The organism is Variovorax sp. Soil_C_19 (assembly GCF_057657255.1).
On the sequence record NZ_JBDGIV010000004.1, the window covers coordinates 412,416 to 435,512 of the forward strand.

The 23,097-nt window shown below is 68.1% G+C and carries 27 protein-coding genes; 18 read left to right on the top strand and 9 right to left on the bottom strand.

What is annotated here, in order from left to right; genetic code table 11:
• Window positions 1–20 precede the first annotated feature (20 nt).
• Genes rbfA through AC3A6R_RS11745 form a run of 4 tightly spaced genes read left to right on the top strand, consistent with a single transcriptional unit; the run spans window position 21 to window position 4,126 of the window.
• Window positions 21–392: a 30S ribosome-binding factor RbfA gene (rbfA, locus tag AC3A6R_RS11730; protein ID WP_198784014.1), complete on the top strand. Its 372-nt coding sequence runs from the start codon at window positions 21–23 to the stop codon at window positions 390–392.
• Between the two features lie 2 nt (window positions 393–394).
• The gene (gene truB / locus AC3A6R_RS11735) at window positions 395–1,351 is read left to right on the top strand and encodes a tRNA pseudouridine(55) synthase TruB (protein WP_487859193.1); all 957 of its coding nucleotides are present in this window, start codon (window positions 395–397) and stop codon (window positions 1,349–1,351) included.
• A complete protein-coding gene (gene typA, locus AC3A6R_RS11740) occupies window positions 1,348–3,186 on the top strand; it encodes a translational GTPase TypA (protein WP_487859192.1) in 1,839 nt (612 codons plus the stop codon). The genes truB and typA overlap by 4 nt, the downstream gene beginning before the upstream one ends.
• 22 nt (window positions 3,187–3,208) lie before the next feature.
• Entirely contained in the window at window positions 3,209–4,126 is a 918-nt protein-coding gene (locus tag AC3A6R_RS11745) for a DMT family transporter (protein WP_487859191.1), read from the top strand.
• 75 nt (window positions 4,127–4,201) lie between these two features.
• Here AC3A6R_RS11745 and AC3A6R_RS11750 read toward each other — a convergent pair whose 3' ends face one another.
• From AC3A6R_RS11750 to AC3A6R_RS11760, 3 genes are all read right to left on the bottom strand, one after another.
• Window positions 4,202–4,597, bottom strand: coding sequence for a COG4315 family predicted lipoprotein (locus tag AC3A6R_RS11750; protein ID WP_487859190.1), 396 nt, complete (start codon window positions 4,595–4,597; stop codon window positions 4,202–4,204).
• Window positions 4,598–4,708: 111 nt separating this feature from the next.
• Complete coding sequence (gene smpB / locus AC3A6R_RS11755; RefSeq protein ID WP_487859189.1) at window positions 4,709–5,188, bottom strand: SsrA-binding protein SmpB; 480 nt, start codon at window positions 5,186–5,188, stop codon at window positions 4,709–4,711.
• A gap of 82 nt (window positions 5,189–5,270) precedes the next feature.
• Entirely contained in the window at window positions 5,271–6,269 is a 999-nt protein-coding gene (locus AC3A6R_RS11760) for an AraC family transcriptional regulator (RefSeq protein WP_487859188.1), read from the bottom strand.
• A 132-nt stretch (window positions 6,270–6,401) separates the two neighbouring features.
• Between AC3A6R_RS11760 and AC3A6R_RS11765 the strand changes: the two genes are divergently transcribed.
• From AC3A6R_RS11765 to AC3A6R_RS11790, 6 genes are all read left to right on the top strand, one after another.
• A complete protein-coding gene (locus AC3A6R_RS11765; protein WP_487864413.1) occupies window positions 6,402–7,190 on the top strand; it encodes an SDR family oxidoreductase in 789 nt (262 codons plus the stop codon).
• 45 nt (window positions 7,191–7,235) lie between these two features.
• Window positions 7,236–8,510, top strand: a complete 1,275-nt coding sequence (locus tag AC3A6R_RS11770) for a styrene monooxygenase/indole monooxygenase family protein (protein WP_487859186.1) — start codon at window positions 7,236–7,238, stop codon at window positions 8,508–8,510.
• Between the two features lie 2 nt (window positions 8,511–8,512).
• Window positions 8,513–9,055: a flavin reductase family protein gene (locus AC3A6R_RS11775; RefSeq protein ID WP_487859185.1), complete on the top strand. Its 543-nt coding sequence runs from the start codon at window positions 8,513–8,515 to the stop codon at window positions 9,053–9,055.
• A gap of 28 nt (window positions 9,056–9,083) precedes the next feature.
• Entirely contained in the window at window positions 9,084–10,322 is a 1,239-nt protein-coding gene (locus AC3A6R_RS11780; RefSeq protein ID WP_487859184.1) for a dienelactone hydrolase family protein, read from the top strand.
• A 74-nt stretch (window positions 10,323–10,396) separates the two neighbouring features.
• Window positions 10,397–10,843 (top strand): type II toxin-antitoxin system RatA family toxin, encoded by a 447-nt coding sequence (locus tag AC3A6R_RS11785; protein ID WP_487864414.1) that lies wholly within the window; start codon window positions 10,397–10,399, stop codon window positions 10,841–10,843.
• Window positions 10,843–11,178 (top strand): RnfH family protein, encoded by a 336-nt coding sequence (locus tag AC3A6R_RS11790; protein WP_487859182.1) that lies wholly within the window; start codon window positions 10,843–10,845, stop codon window positions 11,176–11,178. The genes AC3A6R_RS11785 and AC3A6R_RS11790 overlap by 1 nt, the downstream gene beginning before the upstream one ends.
• A gap of 16 nt (window positions 11,179–11,194) precedes the next feature.
• Here AC3A6R_RS11790 and AC3A6R_RS11795 read toward each other — a convergent pair whose 3' ends face one another.
• Window positions 11,195–11,695: a DUF4124 domain-containing protein gene (locus AC3A6R_RS11795; RefSeq protein ID WP_487859181.1), complete on the bottom strand. Its 501-nt coding sequence runs from the start codon at window positions 11,693–11,695 to the stop codon at window positions 11,195–11,197.
• A gap of 178 nt (window positions 11,696–11,873) precedes the next feature.
• Between AC3A6R_RS11795 and guaB the strand changes: the two genes are divergently transcribed.
• From guaB to guaA, 4 genes are all read left to right on the top strand, one after another.
• On the top strand, window positions 11,874–13,343 hold the full coding sequence (gene guaB / locus AC3A6R_RS11800) for an IMP dehydrogenase (RefSeq protein WP_487859180.1): 1,470 nt from the start codon (window positions 11,874–11,876) through the stop codon (window positions 13,341–13,343).
• 89 nt (window positions 13,344–13,432) lie between these two features.
• Window positions 13,433–13,699 (top strand): type II toxin-antitoxin system Phd/YefM family antitoxin, encoded by a 267-nt coding sequence (locus AC3A6R_RS11805; RefSeq protein ID WP_487859179.1) that lies wholly within the window; start codon window positions 13,433–13,435, stop codon window positions 13,697–13,699.
• The gene (locus tag AC3A6R_RS11810; RefSeq protein ID WP_487859178.1) at window positions 13,696–14,118 is read left to right on the top strand and encodes a type II toxin-antitoxin system VapC family toxin; all 423 of its coding nucleotides are present in this window, start codon (window positions 13,696–13,698) and stop codon (window positions 14,116–14,118) included. Before AC3A6R_RS11805 ends, AC3A6R_RS11810 begins: the two co-directional genes overlap by 4 nt.
• Window positions 14,119–14,127: 9 nt before the next feature.
• A complete protein-coding gene (gene guaA, locus AC3A6R_RS11815; RefSeq protein WP_487859177.1) occupies window positions 14,128–15,747 on the top strand; it encodes a glutamine-hydrolyzing GMP synthase in 1,620 nt (539 codons plus the stop codon).
• 48 nt (window positions 15,748–15,795) lie between these two features.
• Here guaA and AC3A6R_RS11820 read toward each other — a convergent pair whose 3' ends face one another.
• The gene (locus AC3A6R_RS11820) at window positions 15,796–16,770 is read right to left on the bottom strand and encodes a Bug family tripartite tricarboxylate transporter substrate binding protein (RefSeq protein WP_487859176.1); all 975 of its coding nucleotides are present in this window, start codon (window positions 16,768–16,770) and stop codon (window positions 15,796–15,798) included.
• Window positions 16,771–16,926: 156 nt separating this feature from the next.
• Window positions 16,927–17,835, bottom strand: coding sequence for a LysR family transcriptional regulator (locus AC3A6R_RS11825; RefSeq protein WP_487859175.1), 909 nt, complete (start codon window positions 17,833–17,835; stop codon window positions 16,927–16,929).
• A 128-nt stretch (window positions 17,836–17,963) separates the two neighbouring features.
• Here AC3A6R_RS11825 and AC3A6R_RS11830 point away from each other — a divergent pair, with 128 nt between their 5' ends.
• From AC3A6R_RS11830 to AC3A6R_RS11840, 3 genes are read left to right on the top strand one after another with little or no spacing between them, the layout of a single operon-like run.
• Window positions 17,964–18,872, top strand: coding sequence for a ferritin family protein (locus tag AC3A6R_RS11830; protein WP_487859174.1), 909 nt, complete (start codon window positions 17,964–17,966; stop codon window positions 18,870–18,872).
• A gap of 7 nt (window positions 18,873–18,879) precedes the next feature.
• Entirely contained in the window at window positions 18,880–19,269 is a 390-nt protein-coding gene (locus AC3A6R_RS11835; RefSeq protein ID WP_487859173.1) for a RidA family protein, read from the top strand.
• A gap of 5 nt (window positions 19,270–19,274) precedes the next feature.
• Window positions 19,275–20,171, top strand: coding sequence for an alpha/beta hydrolase (locus AC3A6R_RS11840; RefSeq protein ID WP_487859172.1), 897 nt, complete (start codon window positions 19,275–19,277; stop codon window positions 20,169–20,171).
• On the opposite strand, the gene AC3A6R_RS11845 is transcribed toward AC3A6R_RS11840, so the two are convergent.
• A complete protein-coding gene (locus AC3A6R_RS11845) occupies window positions 20,168–20,809 on the bottom strand; it encodes a dioxygenase family protein (RefSeq protein ID WP_487859171.1) in 642 nt (213 codons plus the stop codon). The two genes, AC3A6R_RS11840 and AC3A6R_RS11845, sit on opposite strands and share 4 nt — an antisense overlap.
• 6 nt (window positions 20,810–20,815) lie before the next feature.
• Entirely contained in the window at window positions 20,816–21,448 is a 633-nt protein-coding gene (locus AC3A6R_RS11850) for a DNA-3-methyladenine glycosylase I (protein ID WP_487859170.1), read from the bottom strand.
• Between the two features lie 99 nt (window positions 21,449–21,547).
• Here AC3A6R_RS11850 and thpR point away from each other — a divergent pair, with 99 nt between their 5' ends.
• Window positions 21,548–22,156: an RNA 2',3'-cyclic phosphodiesterase gene (thpR, locus tag AC3A6R_RS11855; protein WP_487859169.1), complete on the top strand. Its 609-nt coding sequence runs from the start codon at window positions 21,548–21,550 to the stop codon at window positions 22,154–22,156.
• A gap of 12 nt (window positions 22,157–22,168) precedes the next feature.
• Here thpR and AC3A6R_RS11860 read toward each other — a convergent pair whose 3' ends face one another.
• Complete coding sequence (locus tag AC3A6R_RS11860; protein ID WP_487859168.1) at window positions 22,169–23,089, bottom strand: LysR family transcriptional regulator; 921 nt, start codon at window positions 23,087–23,089, stop codon at window positions 22,169–22,171.
• Window positions 23,090–23,097 lie beyond the last annotated feature (8 nt).

Here is a 23,097-nt window from a genome sequence, read left to right on the forward strand (position 1 = left end):
CGCTCGATGCGAGGAACGCCATGCCCAAGAGAAAAGCTGCCGCCCCCAACCGCGCCTTCAAGGTGGCCGACCAGATCCAGCGCGATCTGACGGAGCTGATCGCGCGCGAGTTGAAGGACCCGCGCGTGGGCATGGTCACGATCCAGGCGGTCGAGGTCACGCCCGACTATGCGCACGCGAAGATCTACTTCAGCATGCTCACGGGCGACGTGACCGAGACCACCGACGCGCTCAACCAGGCCGCGGGCTTCCTGCGCAACGGCCTGTTCAAGCGCCTCCACATCCACACCGTGCCCACGCTGCACTTCCTGTTCGACCGCACCACCGAGCGTGCGGCCGACATGAATGCGCTGATTGCGCAGGCCGTCGCTTCGCGTTCGAAAGACGACTGACGATGAACGCGCCACGCACACGGGTGCAGCGGCGCCCTGTGCATGGGGTGTTGTTGCTCGACAAACCGCTGGGGCTCTCCAGCAACCAGGCCTTGCAGAAGGCCAAGTGGTTGTTGCGCGCCGAAAAGGCGGGCCATACCGGCACGCTCGATCCACTGGCCACCGGCGTGCTGCCGCTGTGCTTTGGCGCGGCCACCAAGTTCAGCCAACTGCACCTCGATGCAGACAAGACCTACGTGGCCACGGCCCGGCTTGGCGTCAAGACGACGACCGGCGATGCCGAGGGCGAGGTGATCGCCGAACGGCCGGTGCAGGTCTCGCCCGAAGACCTCGTGCGCGTCGAAGCGCAGTTCGCCGGCTCGATCAGCCAGGTGCCGCCGATGCACAGCGCGCTCAAGAAGGACGGCAAGGCGCTCTATGAATATGCCCGCGAGGGCGTGGAGGTCGAGCGCGCGCCGCGCGACGTCGTCATCCACATGCTCGCGCTCGAACGCACGGGCGATGCCGAACTGCGCATCGCCGCCCGCGTGAGCAAGGGCACCTACATCCGCACGCTCGGCGAAGACATCGGCGAGGCGCTCGGCTGCGGCGCCCACCTGACCTCGCTGCGCCGCATCGCCACGGGCAACTTCGTCGAGGCGCAATGCGTCACGCTCGAGGCGCTCGAGGCCATGGACGAGGACGAGCGCCTCGCGCAACTGCGGCCGGCCGAGGCCCTGGTGGACGGCCACAGCCGCGTCACGCTCGGCGCCGAAGATGCGGCACGTTTCCTGTCGGGGTTGCGGCGCCGCGGCGACTGGGGCGACGCCGATGCGGTGGCGGTGTTCGGCACCGACCCACCGGCCTTCCTGGGCACCGCCCATGTCAAGGCCAGCGAACTGATCCCGGGGCGCTTGCTGAACCCCATCGAAATCCAGCAAATTCTTTTGAACGCACAACAGACCGAAGCGACACCATGAGTACCAACAAGCAAATCCGCAATATCGCCATCATTGCCCACGTGGACCATGGCAAGACCACGATGGTTGACCAGTTGCTGCGCCAGTCGGGCACCTTCGCCGAGCACGAGAAGGTTGTCGACACCGTGATGGACAACAACGCGATCGAGAAGGAACGCGGCATCACGATCCTGGCGAAGAACTGCGCCGTGACTTGGCAGGGCACGCACATCAACATCGTCGACACCCCGGGCCACGCGGACTTCGGCGGCGAAGTGGAGCGCGCGCTCAGCATGGTCGACGGCGTGGTGCTGCTGATCGATGCCCAGGAAGGCCCGATGCCGCAGACCCGCTTCGTGACCAAAAAGGCGCTGGCGCTCGGCCTGAAGCCGATCCTGGTCGTCAACAAGGTCGACAAGCCCGGCGCCAATCCTGACAAGGTGGTCAACGCCGCCTTCGACCTGTTCGACAAGCTCGGCGCGACCGACGAACAGCTCGACTTCCCGGTGGTGTACGCCTCGGGCATCAACGGCTGGTCGTCGCTCGAGGAGGGTGCGCCCGGCGAGCAGTGGGGCCCCGACATGTCGGCCCTGTTCAACACCATCCTCGAGCACGTGCCGGCCCAGACGGGCGACCCCGAGGCGCCGCTGCAGCTGCAGATCTCGGCACTCGACTTCTCGACCTTCGTCGGGCGCATCGGCGTGGGCCGCATCAGCCAGGGCACCCTGAAGCCGATGACGGACGTGCTGGTGATGGAAGGCCCGGACGGCAAGTCGATTAAAGGCCGCGTCAACCAGGTGCTGACCTTCCAGGGCCTCGACCGCGTGCAGTCGACCGAGGCCGGCCCCGGGGAGATCGTGCTGATCAACGGCATCACCGACATCGGCATTGGCGTGACCGTGACCGACCCCACCAATCCGGCGCCGCTGCCGATGCTAAAGGTCGACGAGCCCACGCTGACGATGAACTTCTGCGTCAACACCAGCCCGCTGGCCGGCCGTGAAGGCAAGTTCGTCACCAGCCGCCAGATCTGGGACCGCCTGCAGAAGGAACTGCAGCACAACGTGGCCCTGCGCGTGAACGAAACCGGCGAAGAAGGCATCTTCGAGGTGATGGGCCGTGGTGAACTGCACCTGACCATCCTGCTGGAGAACATGCGCCGCGAAGGCTACGAGATGGCCGTGTCGAAGCCGCGCGTGGTGTTCCGCACCGTCGACGGCGAGAAGCACGAGCCGATCGAGCTGGTCACGGCCGACATCGAGGAACAGCACCAGGGCGGCGTGATGCAGGCACTGGGCGAGCGCAAGGGCGAGCTCGTCAACATGGAACCGGACGGCCGCGGCCGCGTGCGCCTCGAGTACCGCATTCCGGCGCGGGGCCTGATCGGCTTCACCAACGAGTTCCTGAACCTGACGCGCGGCTCGGGCCTCATCAGCAACATCTTCGACAGCTACGAGCCGCACAAGGGCGACATCGGTGGTCGCAAGAACGGCGTGCTGATCTCGATGGACGACGGCGAGATCTTCACCTACGCGCTCGGCAAGCTCGACGACCGCGGCCGCATGTTCGTGAAGGCCAACGATCCGGTGTACGAAGGCATGATCGTGGGCATCCACAGCCGCGACAACGACCTCGTGGTCAACGCGACGCGCACCAAGCAGCTGACCAACTTCCGTGTCTCGGGCAAGGAAGACGCGATCAAGATCACGCCGCCGATCGACCTCACGCTCGAATACGGCGTGGAGTTCATCGAGGACGACGAACTGGTCGAGATCACGCCCAAGAGCGTGCGCCTGCGCAAGCGCTTCCTGAAGGAGCACGAGCGCAAGCGGGCCGGCCGCGACACGACGAGCTGAGCACGCGGCGGCTGGCCCGGCGATGCGCCTGACTCACGGCAGGGCGGTGTGGCTGATGGTCGCCGTGACCCTGATGTGGGGCACGGCGGGCGTCGTCACGCGCCACCTTGAACAGGCACAGAGTTTCGAGGTCACGTTCTGGCGCAGCTTCTTCACGATGCTGGCGCTGCTCGTGATCCTGCCGCTCTGGCGCGGCCGGGCGGTTTTCTCGCAGATCCGCCATGGCGGACGGGCGCTCTGGATCTCGGGCGCCTGCTGGACCGTGATGTTCACCGCATTCATGGTGGCACTCACGCTCACATCGACTGCACGGGTGCTGGTCACGCTGTCGCTCGGGCCCCTGCTCACGGCGCTGGCGGCACGCATCTTCATCGGCCATCGGCTGCCGCTTCGGACCTGGGTGGCGATCGTCGTCGGCGGTCTCGGCATCGCCTGGATGTACGGCGCTCAAATGACGGGTGGGGGCGGGGGCGCGCTGCCCGGCATGCTGGTGGCGCTCTGCGTGCCGCTCGCGGGCGCGACGAACTGGACCGTGGTGCAGCATGCCAATGCCAGGGGCCAGAACATCGACCTTGTGCCCGCGGTGCTGATCGGCGCGGCCTTGAGCACGCTGCTCACGCTGCCGCTGTCGCTGCCGTTCCAGGCGAACGCGCACGACCTGGGCCTGCTGGCCTTCCTGGGGGTATTCCAGCTCGCGATCCCGTGCGTGCTGTCGGTGCTGTGCGCACGCGTGCTCAAGGCACCCGAAGTCGCGCTGCTGGCCTTGCTCGAAGTGATCTTCGGCATCGCGCTGGCTTGGCTCGGGGCGGGCGAACAGCCCGCGGCGAGCGTGCTGACGGGCGGCGTGCTGGTGATCGGCGCACTGGTATTCAATGAATTGCTGGCGCTGCGCGCTCGCCGCACGCCCTTGCCGGACAAGGTGCTGCCGGGCGCGCACTGATCAGCAGCTGACGCGGACGAAAAAAAACCCCGGCAGCACCGGGGCCCTTGCGGCCAGCGGACCGACAGCGGTCGCTCAGGGACGCGCAACCTTCCAGGCGCCGTTCATCACGCCGTCGCCCGTCTTGTCGCCGGGCTTGCTGTCCTTCACCCAGTAGTAGAGCGGCCAGCCCTTGTAGGCCCACTGCTTCTTGCCGTCCTGGCGAGCGATGATGGTGTAGCCGCCCATGGGCTTGGCGGTTTCGGCCACCGGCAGCGGTGGCCAGTTGGCGGCGCACTGGGCGTTGCATGCGGAGGTGCCCGCGCCGGCCGTGTCGCGTGCGAAGGTGTAGAGCGTCATGCCGTTTGGCCCCACCAGCACGCCGTCGGCCGTGCGGGTCGGCGTGTCGGGTGCGCTGGCGGTCTGGTTCGACATGCTGCCGCAGCCGGCGAGCAATGCCGCCGCGAGGATCGAGGCGCTGAGCAATTTCATGCAATTTCTCCTTCAGTTGAAAAATCGCGCCGACAGCAGGGCAGGTCGGGCGACCGGGCAGTGTATGCCGGGCGCGAGGCAACTCCGGTAGGCCGGAGTCGCGAGTTTCTTTCAGCGGCTGCGGCTCTTCATTGCGCGCTCGACCTCGCGCTTGCCTTCGCGGTCCTTGATGGTGTCGCGCTTGTCGTGCTCGGCCTTGCCCTTGGCCAGCGCGATCTCGCACTTGACCTTGCCGGCCTTCCAGTGGAGGTTGAGCGGCACCAGCGTGTAGCCCTTCTGCTCGACCTTGCCGACCAGGCGCTTGATCTCTTCCTTGTGCAGCAGCAATTTCTTGGTGCGGACCGAATCGGGGCTGATATGGGTCGATGCGCTCTTGAGCGGATTGATCTGCAGGCCGACGACGAACAACTCGCCGTCGCGGATCACCACGTAGCCGTCGGTCAGCTGGACCTTGCCTTCGCGCAGCGACTTGACTTCCCAGCCCTCGAGCACCATGCCGGCCTCGAAGCGCTCTTCGAAGAAATAGTTGTACGCGGCCTTCTTGTTGTCGGCGATGCGGGAGGAGGTGGTGTCTTTTTTCTTGGTGGCCATCGTTGTCAGTTGGGGGCGCATGGCGCCCGGACAACCGCCCGGCATGCACAGGGCATCGATTCTATGAAAACCGGCACCGGCCTCAGCGATGGCGCTGCAGCGTGCGGTGCGGCGACTCGCCGAAGCGGCGCGCGTAGTCCTGTGCGAATCGCCCCAGGTGGCCGAAGCCGCATGCCAGCGCGGCCGAGGTCACGGTGGTGTCGTGCGCCGGCGCCGCGAGGCAACGGTGCACCGCGAGCAGGCGCCTCTCTCGCAGGTAGGCCATGGGTGTCAGGCCTGCGTGCTCGCGAAATGCCAACTGCAGGCTGCGTACGCACAGCCCGCTGGCCGAGGCGATCTCGTCGACGGTGAGGGCGTCCGCCAGATGGGCCTCGATGTAGTCGCGCGCACGGCGCAGCGCGCGCGGCGAGACGTCGCCGCGCGGGGTGCACAGCCGCCCGCTCTGGTTGTGCGGCAACTGGCCGAGCAGCGTGTGGATCAGGCCCGATTCGGCCTGGGCCAGGAAGGGCGTGGTCAGCGTCGTGCGGCCGCAGGAGAGCTCTTGCGCCAGGAAATCGACCAGGTGCTTCACGCTCGCGCCTGCGCCCTCGTCGAGCGCGACCGCAGGCTCGAACTCGAGCGGCCGGTCGCCGGCGGGTTCGCCGCACAGCGACGCCCAGTGGCGCTGCACCACCGCGGTGGCGATCTTCACGATCAGGTGCGGCGTGTCGTCGCCCCAGCGCATGCGCAGCGGCTTGCTCGGGGAGGCGAGCGAGGCCCGGTGCGCGTCGGACGTGAAGGACCGGCCTGCCCAGTCGATCTGGGCGCTGCCCCGCAACGGTATCTGCAGCAGGTAGAAGTCGCCGAGGCAGCCGGGATCGATCTCGACTTCGGCGCCGTATTGCACGTAGTTCAGCGAGATGTCGCCCAGCGGCGCCACGTGGTGCCGCGCATCGAAGCGCGCGCTGCCGTGCCCCAGGTGCAGCCGGTGCGGACAGAAGATGCGCGCCACTTCGTCGCGGGCCTGGTCGAGGTCGGGCGTGGCGATGACGGCGTAGCGCGCCAGGGGGAGCGTGGCCGGTTGCGCGACAGCGTGTGGCATGCGGAGCAGCGTCGAAAAGCGAATAAATGCGTTTTGCGGACAGCGCGCTGCGCAATCCGGATTGGGCAGCGAATCCTTCAAATCTAAAGTACCTGCAGCCGATTGACAACGGGACCAACCAGGAGAAAGTGCATGAGCGACAAGGACTTGCAGGACAGGACGGTGCTCGTCACCGGTGGCGCGACCCTGATCGGTGCGGGCGTTGGCCGCTGCATGCGCGATGCCGGCGCACGCGTGGTGCTGGCCGACATCGACGTGGCGCGCAGCGAAGCGGTGGCGCGCGAGATCGGTGCGACGTTCATCGCCACGGACATCACGGACGACAGCGCGGTGCAGGCCTGCGTGGCGCAGGCGGCGGACGCCGAGGGCCGCATCCACGGGCTCGTGAACCTCGCCTGCAGCTACCTCGACAACGGCCTCGCCTCGCCGCGCGCCGAATGGCAGGCCGCGCTCGACGTGAACGTGGTCTCGGCAGCGATGATGGCGCGCGCCGTGCTGCCTTTCATGCAGGCGGCGGGCGGCGGCGCCATCGTCAACTTCACCTCGATCTCCTCGGGTGTGGCGCAGACCGGGCGATGGCTCTATCCGGTAAGCAAGGCCGCGCTGGTGCAGCTCACGCGCAACATGGCGCTGGACCTGGCGCCGATGAACGTGCGCGTCAATTCCGTGTCGCCGGGCTGGACCTGGTCGGCCGTGATGGACCAGCTCAGCGGTGGCAACCGCGCCAGGACCGATGCGGTGGCGAAGCCCTTCCACATGCTCGGCCGCGTGGGCGACCCGGTCGAGGTCGGCCATGTCGTGGCCTTCCTGTGTTCGGCCAAGGCTTCGTTCGTCACCGGCGCCGACTGGTCGGTGGACGGCGGCTACTCGGCCATGGGCCCGGAGCAGGGCGAGCCGGCCATTCCCAAGCTCGCGGCCTGAAGAGCGCCGCCGACCCCTTTTCTTCCCCACCCACGAGGCTTTCCCATGAGCAACATCGCATCGCAGGGCGCCAAGCCGCGCCGTTTCATGATCGTCGGCGCCGGGCAATCGGGCCTGCAGCTGGCGTTGGGCCTCCAGCGCGAGGGGCACGAGGTGACCGTGGTCTCGAACCGCAGCGCCGAGGACATCGCTGCGGGCCGCGTGATGTCGAGCCAGTGCATGTTCGACAGCAGCCTGCAGATCGAGCGCGACCTCGGCCTCGACCAGTGGGGCGAGCGCTGCCCGCCCGTCGAGGGCATCGGCTTCACGGTTCCGCATCCCGAGAAGCCCGGCGAGAAGCTGCTCGGGTGGTCGCATCGCCTGGATGCGCCCGCGCGCTCGGTCGACCAGCGGGTGAAGGTACCGGCCTGGATGCAGACCTTCGCCGAGCGCGGCGGGGAGCTGCTGTTCCAGGACGCCGGCGTCGAGGACCTCGAGCGCTGGACCCGCTCGCACGACCTGGTGATCGTGGCTGCCGGCAAGGGCGAGATCGCGCAGATGTTCGAGCGCGATGCCGAGCGCTCGCCCTACGACAAGCCGCAGCGCGCACTGGCCCTGACCTATGTGCATGGCATGACGCCGCGCGCCGACTACTCGGCCGTCAACTTCAACCTGATCCCCGGCGTTGGCGAGTACTTCGTGTTCCCCGCGCTCACGCTCTCGGGGCCTTGCGAGATCATGGTGTTCGAGGGCGTGCCCGGCGGTCCGATGGACTGCTGGGCCGATGTGAAGACGCCCGAGCAGCATCTCGCGCGTTCGCTGTGGATCCTCGACACGTTCACCCCCTGGGAGGCCGAGCGCTGCCGCGACGTGCGCCTGACCGACGACAACGGCATCCTGGCCGGGCGCTTCACGCCCACGGTGCGCAAGCCGGTCGGGCTGCTGCCCTCGGGGCGCGCCGTGCTCGGCATGGGCGACGTGGTCTGCCTCAACGATCCGATCACCGGCCAGGGCTCGAACAACGCCGCCAAGTGCGCCGACGCCTACCTGCGCGCCATCCTCGCCCATGGCGAGGGCGCCTACGACGCCGCGTTCATGCAGTCGGCCTTCGACCGCTACTGGCACTACGCGCGCCACGTGGTCGAATGGACCAACGCGATGCTGCAGCCGCCGCCTCCGCACGTGCTAGAGGTGCTGGGCGCAGCCCAGGGCCACGCCGCCGTGGCACGGCGCTTCGTCAACGGCTTCGACGATCCGCGCGACTACGCCGAGTTCTTCATGACGCCCGACGCCAGCAGCGCCTACCTGCGCTCGCTGGCGCCGCAGCCGGAGGCGGCCTGACCATGCGCGGCGAATTCCGGGCCATCGAGACGCTGCGCTGCGAACCCAGCGTGGGCGCAGGTGATTTCCGCCGCGCCATGCGCTGCCTGGTCGGTGCGGTGACAGTGGTCACGAGCACCGACGGGCAGACGCCGGTCGGCCTCACGGCCACGGCCGTGACCTCGTTCTCGGCCGAGCCCGCGCGCATCCTGGCTTGCGTCAACCTGCAGGGCAGCAGTTTCCGCACCATCGCGCAAAGCCGCCGCATGGCCGTCAACCTGCTGTCGCTCGATCAGTCGGCGCTGGCGCTGGCGTTCTCGCGGCGCGGCGACGAGCCCGGCGACCGCTTTGCTTCGGCGTGTTGGGAAACGTTGGTGACCGGTGCGCCGGTGCTGCGCGGCGCGCTCGCGGTGTTCGATTGCGTGGTCGACGAGATGATGGTCGCGCACAGCCACGCCATGCTGATCGGCGAGGTCAAGGCGGCGCGCATCACCGATGCCCAGGAGTTGCCGCTGCTCTACGCCTGCGGGCAATTCACTACCTTGCGCGACGGCGTGCCGGCCTGAACGCACAGCCAAAGAGGAAAACCACGACATGACAGCTCGACAAGGCCGATGGCTGCAGGTGCCCGCCATCGACGGCAGCGGCAGCTTCCGCGCGTACCTCGCCGTTCCGGACGCAGGGCATGGCCCCGGCATCGTGCTGGCGCAGGAGATCTTCGGCGTCAACGCCACCATGCGGGAGGTCGCAGATCTTTACGCCGAGGAGGGCTACACCGTGCTCGCGCCCGACCTGTTCTGGCGACAGCAGCCCGAGGTCGAGCTCGGCGACACACCCGACGACTGGCAGAAAGCCTTCGCGCTCTACCAGGGCTTCGACGAGGACAAGGGCGTCGAGGACATCGCCGCCACGCTGGCGCTCCTGCGCTCTTTGCCCGAGCAGCAAGGCAAGGCCGGCGTGCTGGGCTTCTGCCTGGGCGGCAAGCTCGCCTACCTCGCGGCCTGCCGCACCGATGCCGAGGTCTGCGTGGGCTACTACGGCGTGGGCATCGAACAGCGGCTCGAGGAGGCCGGTCGCATCCGCGGCCGGCTCGTGCTGCACATTCCCGAGCTCGATGGCTTCTGCCCGCCCGAGGCGCGCACGCGCATCGTCGAAGCGCTGGGCGCGCGGCCGGGTTGCGCGCTCCATGTCTACCCGGGCGTCGACCATGCGTTCGCGCGGCTCGGCGGCGCCCACTACCACAAGCCTTCCGCGCTGATGGCGCACGAGCGCAGCGTGGCCGCCTTCCGGCGCGAGATGGGCCCGCACTACGACTTCTCGGCGCTGTGGGACAAGCATTGCGAATACGAGTTCGCCACGCGCAACGTGGCCGACACGATGGCGACGATGGTTGCCGAGCCCTACGTCAATCACATTCCGACCATGACCGGCGGGGTGGGGCATGCGATGCTGAGCCGCTTCTACCAGCACCATTTCGTCGACAGCAATCCGCCGGACACGCGGCTCGTGCCGATCTCGCGCACCGTGGGCGCGACGCAGATCGTGGACGAGGTCCTGTTCAGCTTCACCCACACCTGCGAGATCGACTGGATGCTGCCCGGCGTCGCGCCAACGGGCCGGCCGGTGGAGATCCCGCTGGTGGCGATCGTCAAGTTTCGCGGCGACAAGCTCTGCCACGAGCACATCTACTGGGACCAGGCCAGCGTGCTGGTGCAGGTCGGGATGCTCGATCCCGCGGGCCTGCCGGTGGCCGGTGTCGACACCGCGCGCAAGCTGCTCGACGAGACGCAGCCATCCAACACACTGATGGCGGCCTGGTCGCGTTCTGGTTGAGGCAAGGGCCTCCCGCGCGGAGGTGGGGGCCGGGCGGAGGCTCCCTACAATGAATCGCTCTCCCGATCCGATTCATGAAAACAGTCAACAAGTCCGTTCTCATCTGGTACAGCGCCGAAGAGATGTACGCGCTCGTCACCGATGTGGCGAAATACCCGCAGTTCCTGCCCTGGTGCGACAAGGCCCGGGTCATCGAGGAAGACGAAGCCGGCATGACCGCCGAAGTGGGCCTGGCGTTTGCCGGCCTGCACCAGAGTTTCACCACCCGCAACACCCACGTGCCGGGCCGCGAGGTGCAGCTCAAGCTCGTGGACGGGCCGTTCTCCAACCTCGACGGCACCTGGAAATTCGCGCCCGTCGGGGAACCCGGCGAACGCGCCTGCCGGGTCGAACTGCACATGAGCTACGGCTTCAGCAACTTCGCGCTGCAGGCGCTCGTGGGACCGGTGTTCGACACCATCCCATCGAGCCTCGTCGAGGCCTTCGTGAAGCGCGCGGAGCAGGTCTACGGCAGCGCCTGATGATCGAAGTCACGCTGAGCTGCTCGCCCGCGCCGCGTGAGGTGTTCGAGCAGGCCCTGCGGCTTGCGCCCGGTGCCACGCTCGCCGATGCGGTGGGTGCGAGCGCGCTGGCCGAGCGCTTTCCGCAACTGGACTGGCGCAGCACGATGACGCCCGGCGTCTGGGGCAGGGAAGCGGCCTGGGACCAGCCGCTGCAGGACGGCGACCGCGTGGAGCTTTGCCGGCCGCTCGCGGTCGACCCGAAGGTGGCGCGGCGCGAACGCTTCCAGCGCCAGGGCGCCCGGGGCACCGGGCTCTTTGCCAAGCAGCGCAAGGGCGGCAAGGCCGGTTACTGACCGAACGCGCTGACGGCTACTTGCAGTCGCTCTGGATGATCGACTGCAGCCGCTTCTGTTCCGCGGCGCGTGCCGTGTCGTCGAGGATCTCGCGCTCGCCGCTGGCGTTGACCCGCGCGACGCGCATGCCGCTGTCGTAGGTGGCCTTGGCCTGGCGCGCGCGGTCGCAGTTCTCGGCCTTGGCCTTCGCGACCTTCGCGGCCTCGGCGTCCTGCCGGGCCTTTTCCTCGTCCTCGGCCTTCTTCTTCTTCGCCTCGAGCTCCTTGTCGACGCCCGCGGGCTTGGGCGGCGCGGCCTCGGCCGCCGGTGCCGCTTCGACCGGTGCGGTGGCGGCGGCACCGCGCGAAGGCGGCACGCCCGCGCGGCGCAGGATGTTCTTCTCGGGCACGTTCGAAGGCGGAGGTTGGTCGCTGAAGACCTTCTTGCCCTGGTTGTCGACCCATTGCCACTGCGCGCCGGCCGCAAGCGGCAGCAGGCAGCAAATCCATCCCAGTACGAGCCGATGCGCAAACTTCATGAGCGGGAGTTTAGCCGCGCCTTACGTTTTGCAACATCGCGGCGGCGGGCGCCGGAGCGGGCGAGTTGGGAATTGGCGACGTTTTGCCAGCTGCCGTGCAGGTCGGCGGCCGCGCAAACCCTGCAGGCTTCGGGTAAGTACCGGGCGTCGTTACAATCCGTCTTTTGGAGCTTCACCCATGCGCCTTCTCGGCAAAGCGCTCACCTTCGACGACGTGTTGTTGGTGCCAGCGTTCTCCCAGGTCCTGCCCAAGGACACCTCCCTCGCGACCAAACTCTCCCGCAACATCACGCTGAACCTGCCGCTCGTCTCGGCGGCCATGGACACCGTGACCGAAGCCCGCCTCGCGATCGCGATCGCGCAGGAAGGCGGCATCGGCATCGTGCACAAGAACCTCACCGCGCAGCAGCAGGCCGCCGAAGTGGCCAGAGTCAAGCGCTACGAGTCCGGCGTGCTGCGCGATCCGGTGGTCATCACCCCCACGCACACCGTGCTGCAGGTCATGCAGCTGTCCGACGAGCTCGGCATCTCGGGCTTCCCGGTGGTCGATGGCGGCAAGGTGGTGGGCATCGTCACCAGCCGCGACCTGCGCTTCGAGACCCGCTACGACGTGCCGGTCAGCGAGATCATGACGCCGCGCGAGAAGCTGGTGACCGTGAAGGAGGGCGCCACGCCCGCCGAGGGCAAGGCGCTGCTCAACAAGTACAAGCTCGAGCGCCTGCTCGTCATCGACGACGACTTCGTGCTCAAGGGCCTGATCACCGTCAAGGACATCACCAAGCAGACCAGCTTTCCCAACGCCGCGCGCGACCCTTCGGGCCGCCTGCGCGTGGGTGCGGCGGTCGGCGTGGGCGAGGGCACCGAGGAGCGCGTCGAGGCGCTGGTCAAGGCCGGTGTCGATGCCATCGTGGTCGACACCGCGCACGGCCATAGCAAGGGCGTGATCGAGCGCGTGCGCTGGGTCAAGCAGAACTATCCGCAGGTCGACGTGATCGGCGGCAACATCGCCACGGGCGACGCGGCGCGCGCGCTGGTCGAGGCGGGCGCCGACGGGGTCAAGGTCGGCATCGGCCCCGGCTCGATCTGCACCACCCGCATCGTCGCGGGCGTGGGCGTGCCGCAGATCATGGCGGTCGACAGCGTCGCCACCGCGCTGCAGGGCACCGGCGTTCCGTTGATCGCCGATGGCGGCATCCGCTATTCGGGCGACATCGCCAAGGCCATCGCCGCCGGCGCGAGCACCGTGATGATGGGCGGCATGTTCGCGGGCACCGAAGAGGCGCCCGGCGAGATCGTGCTGTTCCAGGGCCGCAGCTACAAGAGCTACCGCGGCATGGGCTCCATCGGCGCCATGCAGCAAGGCAGCGCCGACCGCTACTTCCAGGAATCGAGCACGGGCAACCCGAACGCCGACAAGCTGGTGCCCGAAGGCATCGAAGGCCGGGTCCCCTACAAGGGCACGATGGTCTCGATCGTCTACCAGATGGCCGGCGGCCTACGCGCCAGCATGGGCTACTGCGGCTGCGCCACCATCGACGAGATGAAGAACAAGGCCGAATTCGTCGAGATCACCACGGCCGGCATCCGCGAGAGCCATGTGCACGACGTGCAGATCACCAAGGAAGCGCCGAACTACCGGGCCGACTGATTCGCGCCAGATACGAAAGTTGGGCCAGATACGAAAGTTGGGCCAGATTGTTATAATCTGGCCCAATTTCTTTTTCAGGCCAGACTTTTATGCAAACCGTCTCGGTGCATCAAGCCAAGGACCGCTTCTCTGCGCTGCTTCAAGCGGTGGAGGCGGGCGAGGAAGTGGTGATCACGCGCCACGGCAAGAAGATCGCGCGCATCGTGCATGAAGCCGACGCGCAGCCTTCGGAGACCGAGCGCGAGCGAATTCGCCAGCAGGCCCTGGCGCAATTGCGCGAATACCAGGCGGGCGTGAAACCTGCCGTCCCGGGCTATTCCGACTGGAAGAGCCTTCGGGACGCGGACCGCCGATGAAGCCCATCGTCATCGACGCCTCGGCCGCCGCCGCGTGGGTGCTGCCCGACGAGTGCAGCGATGCGGCGCAGGCGCTCTACCTGCAGGCCATCGAACCCAACGACGTGTTCCACGTCCCGCTGCTGTGGTCATGGGAAATGGGCAACATGCTCGTCATGGGCGTGCGCCGCGAACGCCTCGACGCGCAGCAGCTCGAACAGGGCCTGGCGCTGCTCGCCAGGGTGCAGGCGCAGGTCGACGTGCCGCTGTCGGCGCATCGGCAGGCGCAGGTCGGCCGGATGGCGCTGGCCCATGACCTGACTTTCTACGACGCCACGTACCTCGAACTCGTGCTTCGCCTCAACGGGCAACTCGCCTCGCTCGACCACAAACTCGTCGCTGCAGCCAAGTCCTGCGGCATCGTCTGCCTTCATTTCTGAGCCCTCACCATGCAACACGACAAGATCCTCATTCTCGACTTCGGCTCGCAGGTCACCCAGCTCATCGCGCGCCGCGTGCGCGAGGCGCATGTGCTCAGCGAAGTGCATCCCTGCGACGTCAGCGACGAATGGGTGCGCGAATACGCCGCCGACGGGCACCTGAAGGGCGTGATCCTTTCGGGCAGCCACGCCAGCGTGTACGAGGAAACCACCGACAAGGCGCCGCAGGCCGTGTTCGACCTCGGCGTGCCGGTGCTCGGCATCTGCTACGGCATGCAGACCATGGCGCACCAACTCGGCGGCAAGGTCGAGGGCGGGCACAAGCGCGAGTTCGGCTTCGCCGCCGTGCGCGCGCATGGCCACACCGCGCTGCTGAAAGAGATCGCCGACTTCACCACGCCCGAAGGCCACGGCATGCTCAACGTGTGGATGAGCCACGGCGACAAGGTCACCGAGCTACCGCCCGGCTTCAAGCTCATGGCCAGCACCGAGAGCTGCCCGATCGCCGGCATGGCCGACGAGGCGCGCCGCTACTACGCGCTGCAGTTCCACCCCGAGGTCACGCACACGGTGCAGGGCAAGGCCATTCTCGAGCGCTTCGTGCTCGGCATCTGCGAAGCCAGGCCCGACTGGGTCATGCGCGACCACGTCGCCGAGGCCGTCGAGAAGATCCGTGCGCAGGTGGGCGATGAAGAAGTCATCCTCGGCCTCTCGGGTGGTGTCGATTCGAGCGTGGCCGCCGCGCTCATCCACCGCGCCATCGGCGACCAGTTGACCTGCGTCTTCGTCGACCACGGGCTGCTGCGCCTCGACGAGGGCGACAAGGTGATGGAGATGTTCGCAGGCAAGCTGCACGCCAAGGTGATCCGCGTCGACGCGAGCGACCTGTTCCTCGGCAAGCTCGCGGGCGTGAGCGACCCCGAAGCCAAGCGCAAGATCATCGGCGGCGAGTTCGTCACCGTGTTCAAGCAGGAGGCCGCGAAGCTCAAGGCCGGCGACCAGGGCCACAAGGGCGCGACCTTCCTGGCGCAGGGCACCATCTACCCCGACGTCATCGAGTCGGGCGGCGCCAAGAGCAAGAAGGCCGTCACCATCAAGAGCCACCACAACGTCGGCGGCCTGCCCGAGCAGCTCGGCCTCAAGCTGCTCGAGCCGCTGCGCGACCTGTTCAAGGACGAGGTGCGCGAGCTCGGCGTGGCGCTCGGCCTGCCGCCCGAGATGGTGTACCGCCATCCGTTCCCCGGCCCCGGCCTGGGCGTGCGCATCCTCGGCGAAGTGAAGAAGGAATACGCCGACCTCCTGCGCCGCGCCGATGCGATCTTCATCGAGGAGCTGCGCAACTTCACCGACGAAGCCACCGGCAAGAGCTGGTACGACCTCACGAGCCAGGCCTTCACCGTGTTCCTGCCCGTGAAGAGCGTGGGCGTGATGGGCGACGGCCGCACCTACGACTACGTCGTCGCGCTGCGCGCCGTGCAGACCAGTGATTTCATGACCGCCGACTGGGCCGAGCTGCCGTATGCGCTGCTCAAGAAGGTGTCGGGACGGATCATCAACGAGGTGCGCGGGATCAACCGGGTGACGTACGACGTGTCGAGCAAGCCGCCGGCGACGATCGAGTGGGAGTGAGGTCACCCCGGCCCGGCGGCCGCAGCGCCGGTGCTGCACGATCGTCCCTCAAGGCGCAAGCCCGGCCGACTTGACGATCAACGCGTACTTGCCAACTTCCGATTCCGTATAGCGCGCAAACTGCGCCGCATTGCGCGCATCCGGCTCGGTGCCGATGTCGCGCAGCCGCTGCACCATGGCGGGCGCCTGCATCACCTCGGCCAATGCATCGGACAACTGCTTCAGCACCGGTTGCGGCACCTTGGCCGGCGCGAACACGCCGAACCAGGCGCTGACCTCGAAATCGGGCAGGCCGCTTTCCGCCACCGTTGGTACATCGGGCAGCAGGGGGCTGCGCTTGAGGCCGGTCACGGCGAGCGCCTTGACCTTGCCGGCCTTCAGGTTGGGAATGGCCGTGGTCTGCAGGTCGAACATCAGCGGCACGTGCCCGGCCAGCACGTCCGCGAGCGCGGGTGCGCTGCCGCGATAGGGCACGTGCATCAGCTGGATGCGCGCCGCGTTCGCTAGCATTTCGCCGGCCAGGTGGTTGGAGGTTCCCGGCCCGGCCGAGGCATAGCTGATCGTGCCCGGGCTCTTCTTGCCCGCGGCGATCAATTCCGAGACGTTGCCGTAGGGCGCAGCGGGATGGGCGACCAGCACGAACGGAATCGAGGCCAGCGGGCCAACCACGGCGAAGCCCTTGACCGGGTCGTAGCCCACCTTGCTCATGGCCGGGTTGATCGCCTGCGAGCTCACCGTCCCCATGAGCAGGGTGTGGCCGTCCGGCTTGGCATCGGCCACGAAGCGAGCGCCGATGGCGGTGCCGGCGCCGGCCTTGTTCTCCACGATGACGGGTTGCCCGAGGCGCGTGGCGAGCTGCTCGCCCACAGTGCGTGCGAGGATGTCGGCCGACCCGCCGGGCGGATAGGGCACCACGAGGGTGACCGGACGGGCCGGAAAGGTCTGGGCGAGCGAGGGCCCGGCGACCACGGCCGCAGCCATCAGGACCGGAACGGCGAACAGCTTCTTCATCATTGATTTCATCGTGGACTCCAGTGGGCGGGCAGGGCGGCACGGAGCGCTTCATCGCGCTTCCTCGCCGCATGATGCAAACCGCGCCTCATAACGTCCAATACGGACTGCGTACCGAATCCATACATGAATCGAATCACCAGCGCCTGCCGGGCAGAGCTGATCCGGTCAGCTGCCGCGGGCCTGCGCGACGACCTTGGCCGCCACCGAGAGGAAGGAATGGATCACGGGGTTGTCGTTGCTGCGGCTGTAGGCGAACGCCAATTGGTAGGTCGGCGGGACGCGCGTCGCGGCTACGTCGAGGAAGGCCACCTCTTTCATCGCCAGCATGCGCATCGAGGCCGGCACCAGCGCGATGCCCAACCCACCGGCCACCAAGGTCAGCACGGCCTGCATCTGCGAGGCCTCGTGCACCACCCGGGGCGAGAAGCCCGCGGCCTTGCATGCACTCAGCAGCGCCCCCACGAAGCCCGCGCCCTCGGCGGCCGGAAAGGTGATGAAGGGTTCCGCGGCCAGCGCCTTGATCTTGACGCTGCGCTGCGACGCGAGCGCATGGCTGCGCGGCACCGCGATCACGAAGGGCTGGGCCTTGAGGTCGACGAACGCAAGGTCGGGCACGTCCTGCAGCGGCCCGACGACCAATGCCAGGTCGACCTCGGCTCGCCGCAGTGCCTCGACTTGGCGCGTGGTGGTGTCGGCGGTCACCTGCAGGTGCACCGTCGGGTAGTCGCGTTGAAAGCGTTTGAAGACTTCCGGCAGCAGGTCGAGCGCGGCGCTCGGCACGAACGACAGGCTGAGTGCGCCCTCGGCGCCCTGGGCCGCGCGCCGGGCTCGCTCGGTGGCGGCATGGGCCTGGGTCAGCAGCCGCTGCGCGTCCTTCAGGAACACCTTGCCCGCGGGCGTGAGGCGCACGTGGTGCCGGCTGCGGTCGATCAGCAGCGTGCCCACCTGCGCCTCGAGGTTGCGGATGGCCACGCTCAAGGGCGGCTGCGACATGTGCAGCTTCTCCGCCGCACGGCCGAAGTTGAGTTCTTCCGCCACGACCACGAACTGACGCAGTTGCCTGAATTCGATCATCTGGGGTGCCTTGCTCGCCGAATGGATATACACGGATTGGATCACCGCACCATCCAAACGGTATTGGATGTATCACTGTGGCGAACCTAGCATGCGTGGCATTCCCCCACTGCCGAAGGAAGCGCGCCATGCAACCGTCTTTGCTCGAAGAGATCCCCGCCGTTCCGAATCCGTACCCGGTCGTCTCGAAGATCGAATACCCCGAGGTCTGGCGCCTGTGCACGCAGGCGCGCGAGCTGGCCTGGAACCCCGTCACCGACATCGACTATTCGGACCTGCAGAAAGCCGAGCTTCCGCCCGAGGTCCGCCGGGCCGGTGCCGAATGGTGGAGCCTGCGCGCATGGATGGAGCACGGCGCCACGCCCTATGGCGCCGAACGCCTGCGCGATGCGATCTTCCAGCACCAGCCCTTCGAGGTGAAGCAGCACATCACCAACTTCATCGCCGAGGAGTTCCGGCACCACGAAGCCAGCTTCCGGATCGCCGACGCGCTGGCCGCGTACGAGCCGATGCCGCGCTCGGACTACTTCAAGGACATCATTCCGCGCTTCCACGACGAGACGGACGAGAAGGCGATGAGCTTCTTCGCGGGCCTCTCGGTCAACACGCTGTTCGAGCAGCTGTCGGGCGACCTGCTGCAGGCGCGCTACGAGAACGCGCGCTTCGACTCCATCCGCGAGGCCTGCCGGCTGATCCTGCGCGACGAGGCGCGCCACATCCAGTTCGGCCGCATCATCATGCGGCGCTTCTTCAGCGAGCTGCCCGCCGAGGAGAAGCGCCTTATCGGGCTCAAGGTCGCGAAGAAGCTGCGCGGCAGCCTGCTCAACGGGGTCTATGCCGTCGTCAACCTGCCGGAGGCAGAGCGCGAGCGGTCCGGGCGCAACCGCGCGCTGGCCGCCGACCACGGCCTCGGCGCAACGCACCCCGACGAAGAGATCGGCATCATCAAGCGGGGCGTCGACAAGATCCGCGAGGACATCGGCGTCTACGGTGTCGAGATCCCGGCGATCCCCGAAATCGACAGCGTCGTGCACTGAGGCGGCCATGCATCGACGCATCGCTCCCGACACCGTCGCAGCGCCTGCGGGCGCCTACAGCCATGGCATTGCTGTCCAGGGCCCCGGCACATGGCTGCATGTCGCAGGCCAGATCGGCACGGACCGCGACGGCCTTCTGCTGCAAGGCTTCGACGCACAGGCCGACCAGGCCTGGAAGAACCTGATGGCGGTGCTCGCAACGGCCGGCATGGACGCGTCGCACCTGACCAAGGTCTCGACCTATCTCACCCGTGCCGCGGACCTGCCGCGGCTCAATGCGATCCGCAGCGTCTACCTCGGGTCGGCGCGCCCCGCCTCGACGCTGGTGGTGGTCGCGGCGCTGGCGCATCCGGACTGGTGTTTCGAGGTCGAGGCTTTCGCCTTCCGGCCCGACTGACCGCCATGCGCATCGCCGGCCGGTCTGCGGAACTGGACGCGCTGCTGCGCGAGGTCGGCCCCGTGTGGCAGAAGGACATCCGCACGGCGGGCGACAGGGTCAAGGCCGCCTACCTGCCCGTGCTGATGGCGGCGACGCGCAGCGGCATCGCGGTCACGCGCGAGCTGGCCTACGGAACGCATCCGCGCCAGGTGCTGGACGTCTATCGCCCGGCCACGGCGCGCGAAGCACCCGTGGTGGTCTTCGTGCATGGCGGCGCGTTCGTGCGTGGCGCCAAGGACATCAACGAAGCCATGTACGCCAACGTGCTGACCTGGTTCGCGCGCCAAGGCTGCGTGGGGGTCAACGTGGAGTACCGGCTCGCACCCGAGGCGTCGCATCCGCAGGGCGCCCTCGACGTGGCAGCCGCATGCGCCTGGGTGGCCGAGCACATCGGCGGCTTCGGCGGCGATCCGCGCCGCGTCTGCCTGATCGGCCATTCGGCCGGCGGCACCCACGCAGCGAGCTTTGCCTGCGATCCGTCGCTGGCCCACCTGCGGCGCGGCCTGCGCTGCCTGGTGCTGGTGTCGGCCCGGCTGCGCGCCGATACCTTGCCGGAGAACCCCAACGCGGCGGGCGTGCGGGCCTATTACGGCGACGACGAAGGCTGCTACCAGGATCTGGCCCCCATGGCGCACGCGGCGCACCTCGCGCTGCCGCTGTTCGTCGTCAATGCGCAGTACGAGAACCCGCTGCTCGACGTCTATGCGGCGGAATTCGTCCATCGGGTTGCCGTGGCCCGTGGCGTCGCGCCGCGCCACATGACGATGGCGCAACACAACCATGTGTCGATCGTTGCGCACTTCGACAGCGGCGAACAGCTGCTCGGCGAGCAGATACTCGATTTCTTTGCAGCTTGCTAGACCGCAACCACGATCGGAAACCGCGCCCGCAGTCCGTCCGCACCGCGCTCGAACGGCACGGTCACGGCGTCGCGCGCGGCCTCCGGCAGACGGCGCCAGAGCCCGTCGCGCGCATTGCCCGGGTCGCCGGCCACATAGAGCTGCGTCGTCAACAGCTCGCGCGCACCGAGCTTCACCTTGACGTGGATGTGCGGTGTGCGGCCGCTGTAGGGCACCGGCCGGATGGTGCGAAAACGGTAGCGGCCGTCGTCGCCCACGGCGACGCGGCCGAAGCCCTGGAACGCGGCGTCCGCGCGGTCGCCGTCACCCGGGTGGTGGTAGTGGCCGTTCTCGTCGCATTGCCAGATCTCGACCTGCGCGCCGCGCACGGGCTTGCCTTCCAGGTCGGTCACGGTGCCGTCGACCCAGGCCGGCTGGCCGCGGCCGTAGCGCAGCGTGCCGTTCTGCAGCAGGTCGTGGTCGGCATCCTGCGGCAGGCGCACGGGGTAGAACGGGCCTTCGGTCTGGGCTGGCGTGGCGATGCGCGCGGGCGCGGGTTGGGCGCGGGCACCGAGCCAGAGCGCGGGTGCGCCGACGATGGCCGCGGCGAGCAGAATGCGACGGGCGCTGTCAGGGGTGGGTTGGGCCGGTGCGCGCATGACGGGTCAGACCCGCGCCGCCGGTGCCGAGTTCCGCGGGCGCTTGAACGCGCCGCGTGCGCGGTCCACCTTCGAGCGGACCACGCAGCCTTCGGCGTGATCGTTGATGAGTCCCATCGCCTGCATGAACGCATACACGGTCGTGGGCCCGACGAACTTCCAGCCGAGCTTCTTGAGCGCCTTCGAGATCGCCACCGATGCCTCGGAGGTCGAGGCCGTCTGCGGCGTGTCGAGCGCTGCGGGTTCGTAGGCCCAGAAGAAGGCCGCGAGCGAGCCTTCGCGCGCGACCATCTCCTGCGCGCGTGCGGCGTTGTGGATCACCGCCTCGATCTTGCCGCGGTGGCGCACGATGCCCGCGTCCTGCAGCAGGCGCGCGACGTCGTCCTGCGTGAAGCGGGCGACCTTGTCGAAATCGAAACCCTCGAAGGCCGCGCGAAAGTTCTCGCGCTTCGCAAGAATGGTGCGCCAGCTGAGCCCCGACTGGAAACCCTCGAGGCTGATCTTCTCGAACAGGCGCCGGTCGTCGGCGACCGGATAGCCCCATTCGTTGTCGTGGTAAGCCGTGTATTCGGGCGTGGCCGCGCACCAGTGGCAGCGGGGGTGGCCGTCGGGGCCGTCGATCAGGGGAGGGGCTGTCATGCGGGATCGATCAGGGGTGTGGTGCGGCGCATTGTGCCAATATTGCGCGTTTGGCCGGAGGCGCTGCGCACGCTGCCTCCGGCGCATCGACAGAGTCCCATGACCGAACAGCTTCTTCTCCCCGGCATCGATCCGCCACCGCCGCCGTTGCGGCGCAAGCGCGGCACCGCCAAGCCCCGGGTGCGCCTGGCCCGCTCGCTGTTCTTCGCGATCTTTCCGCCGCCCGAGCTTGCCGGTTCGGTGGCCGCGCTGGCGGCGCAGCTCGACGATCGGCATGCGCTCAATGGCAAGCGGGTCGAGCCGCACCGCCTGCACGTCACGCTGCACCATCTCGGCGATTTCGCAGCCGTGCCAGCCAAGCAGTTGCAGGCCGCGCGCGATGCCGCAGCGGCGGTGCCGCCACCCGTGTTCGAGATCGTGTTCGACGAAGCCATGCGCTTCGACAAGAGCCAGGCCTTCGTTCTGTGCGCCGACGACAGCCGCAACGCAGCGTTGACGGCTTTCCGGCAGCGCCTGGGCGAAGCACTGGCCGACGTGGGCTTCAAGCCCGAGCACGGCTTCACGCCGCACATGACGCTGGCGCGGACCCCGCGCACGATCGCGCGGCAGGCCGTCGCGCCGGTGCGCTGGCATGCCGACGCCTTCGCGCTGGTCGAAAGCCATGTCGGCAAGGGTGTGTACGACGTGCTCGCGCGCTGGCCCGCCTGACGAGCGCCACATTCAGGCGCCGTCGGCAAAGTGGTCGAACAGCAGCCCGCGCAGCCACTGGTTGCCCGGCTCGCGGTGCACCTTCGCATGCCAGAACAGGTTGATCGCGATCTGCGGCAGCGCCACCGGATGGGGCCGCCACACCAGCCCGAACGGTTCGGCAATGCTCTGTGCGAGGCGCTCGGGCACGGTCGCGATCATTCCGCTCGCGCGCAGGATGTGGCCGATCGCCACGAAGTGCGGCACCTTGAGCCGGATGCGACGCTGGATGCCTTGCGCGGCCATCACGTCGTCGGCCTTGCCGTGACCGGTGCCGGCCGCCTGCACCAGCACATGGTCGGCCGCGCCGAAGTCCTTCAATGACACGCTGCGCTTGCGCGCGAGCGGATGTGCGGCAGAGAACAGGCACACGTAGCGCTGCAGAAACAGCCGGCGCTGGAACACGCCAGCCTTGAGCTGCGGCAGCAGCCCGATGGCGATGTCGACGTGGCCGGCCTCGAGCTCGTCGCGCAGGCTCGCGGGCGCACTGCTGTTGTTGCGCACCGTACTGATCGTCACGCCCGGCGCCGCGTGCGACAGCGCCTCCATGAGCCGGGGCGTGAAGTAGATCTCGCCGATGTCCGTCATCGCGAGCGTGAAGCTGCGCGTGCTGGTGGCCGGATCGAACACCACCTGCTGGTTGAGCGCGCCGTGCAGCGCGCCCATCGCATAGGCGACCGGCTCGGCCAGCTGCAGCGCGAACGGCGTCGGCTCCATGCCGCGCGCGGTGCGCAGGAACAGCTCGTCGCCGAGCAGCTTGCGCAGCCGCGCGAGCGCGTTGCTGATGGCCGGCTGCGAGAGGCCGAGCGATTCGGCCACCGCAGAGACGCGCTTCTCGGCCAGCATGCGGTCGAACACCAGCAGCAGGTTGAGGTCGATGTCCTTGAGTTGCATGCCGGACC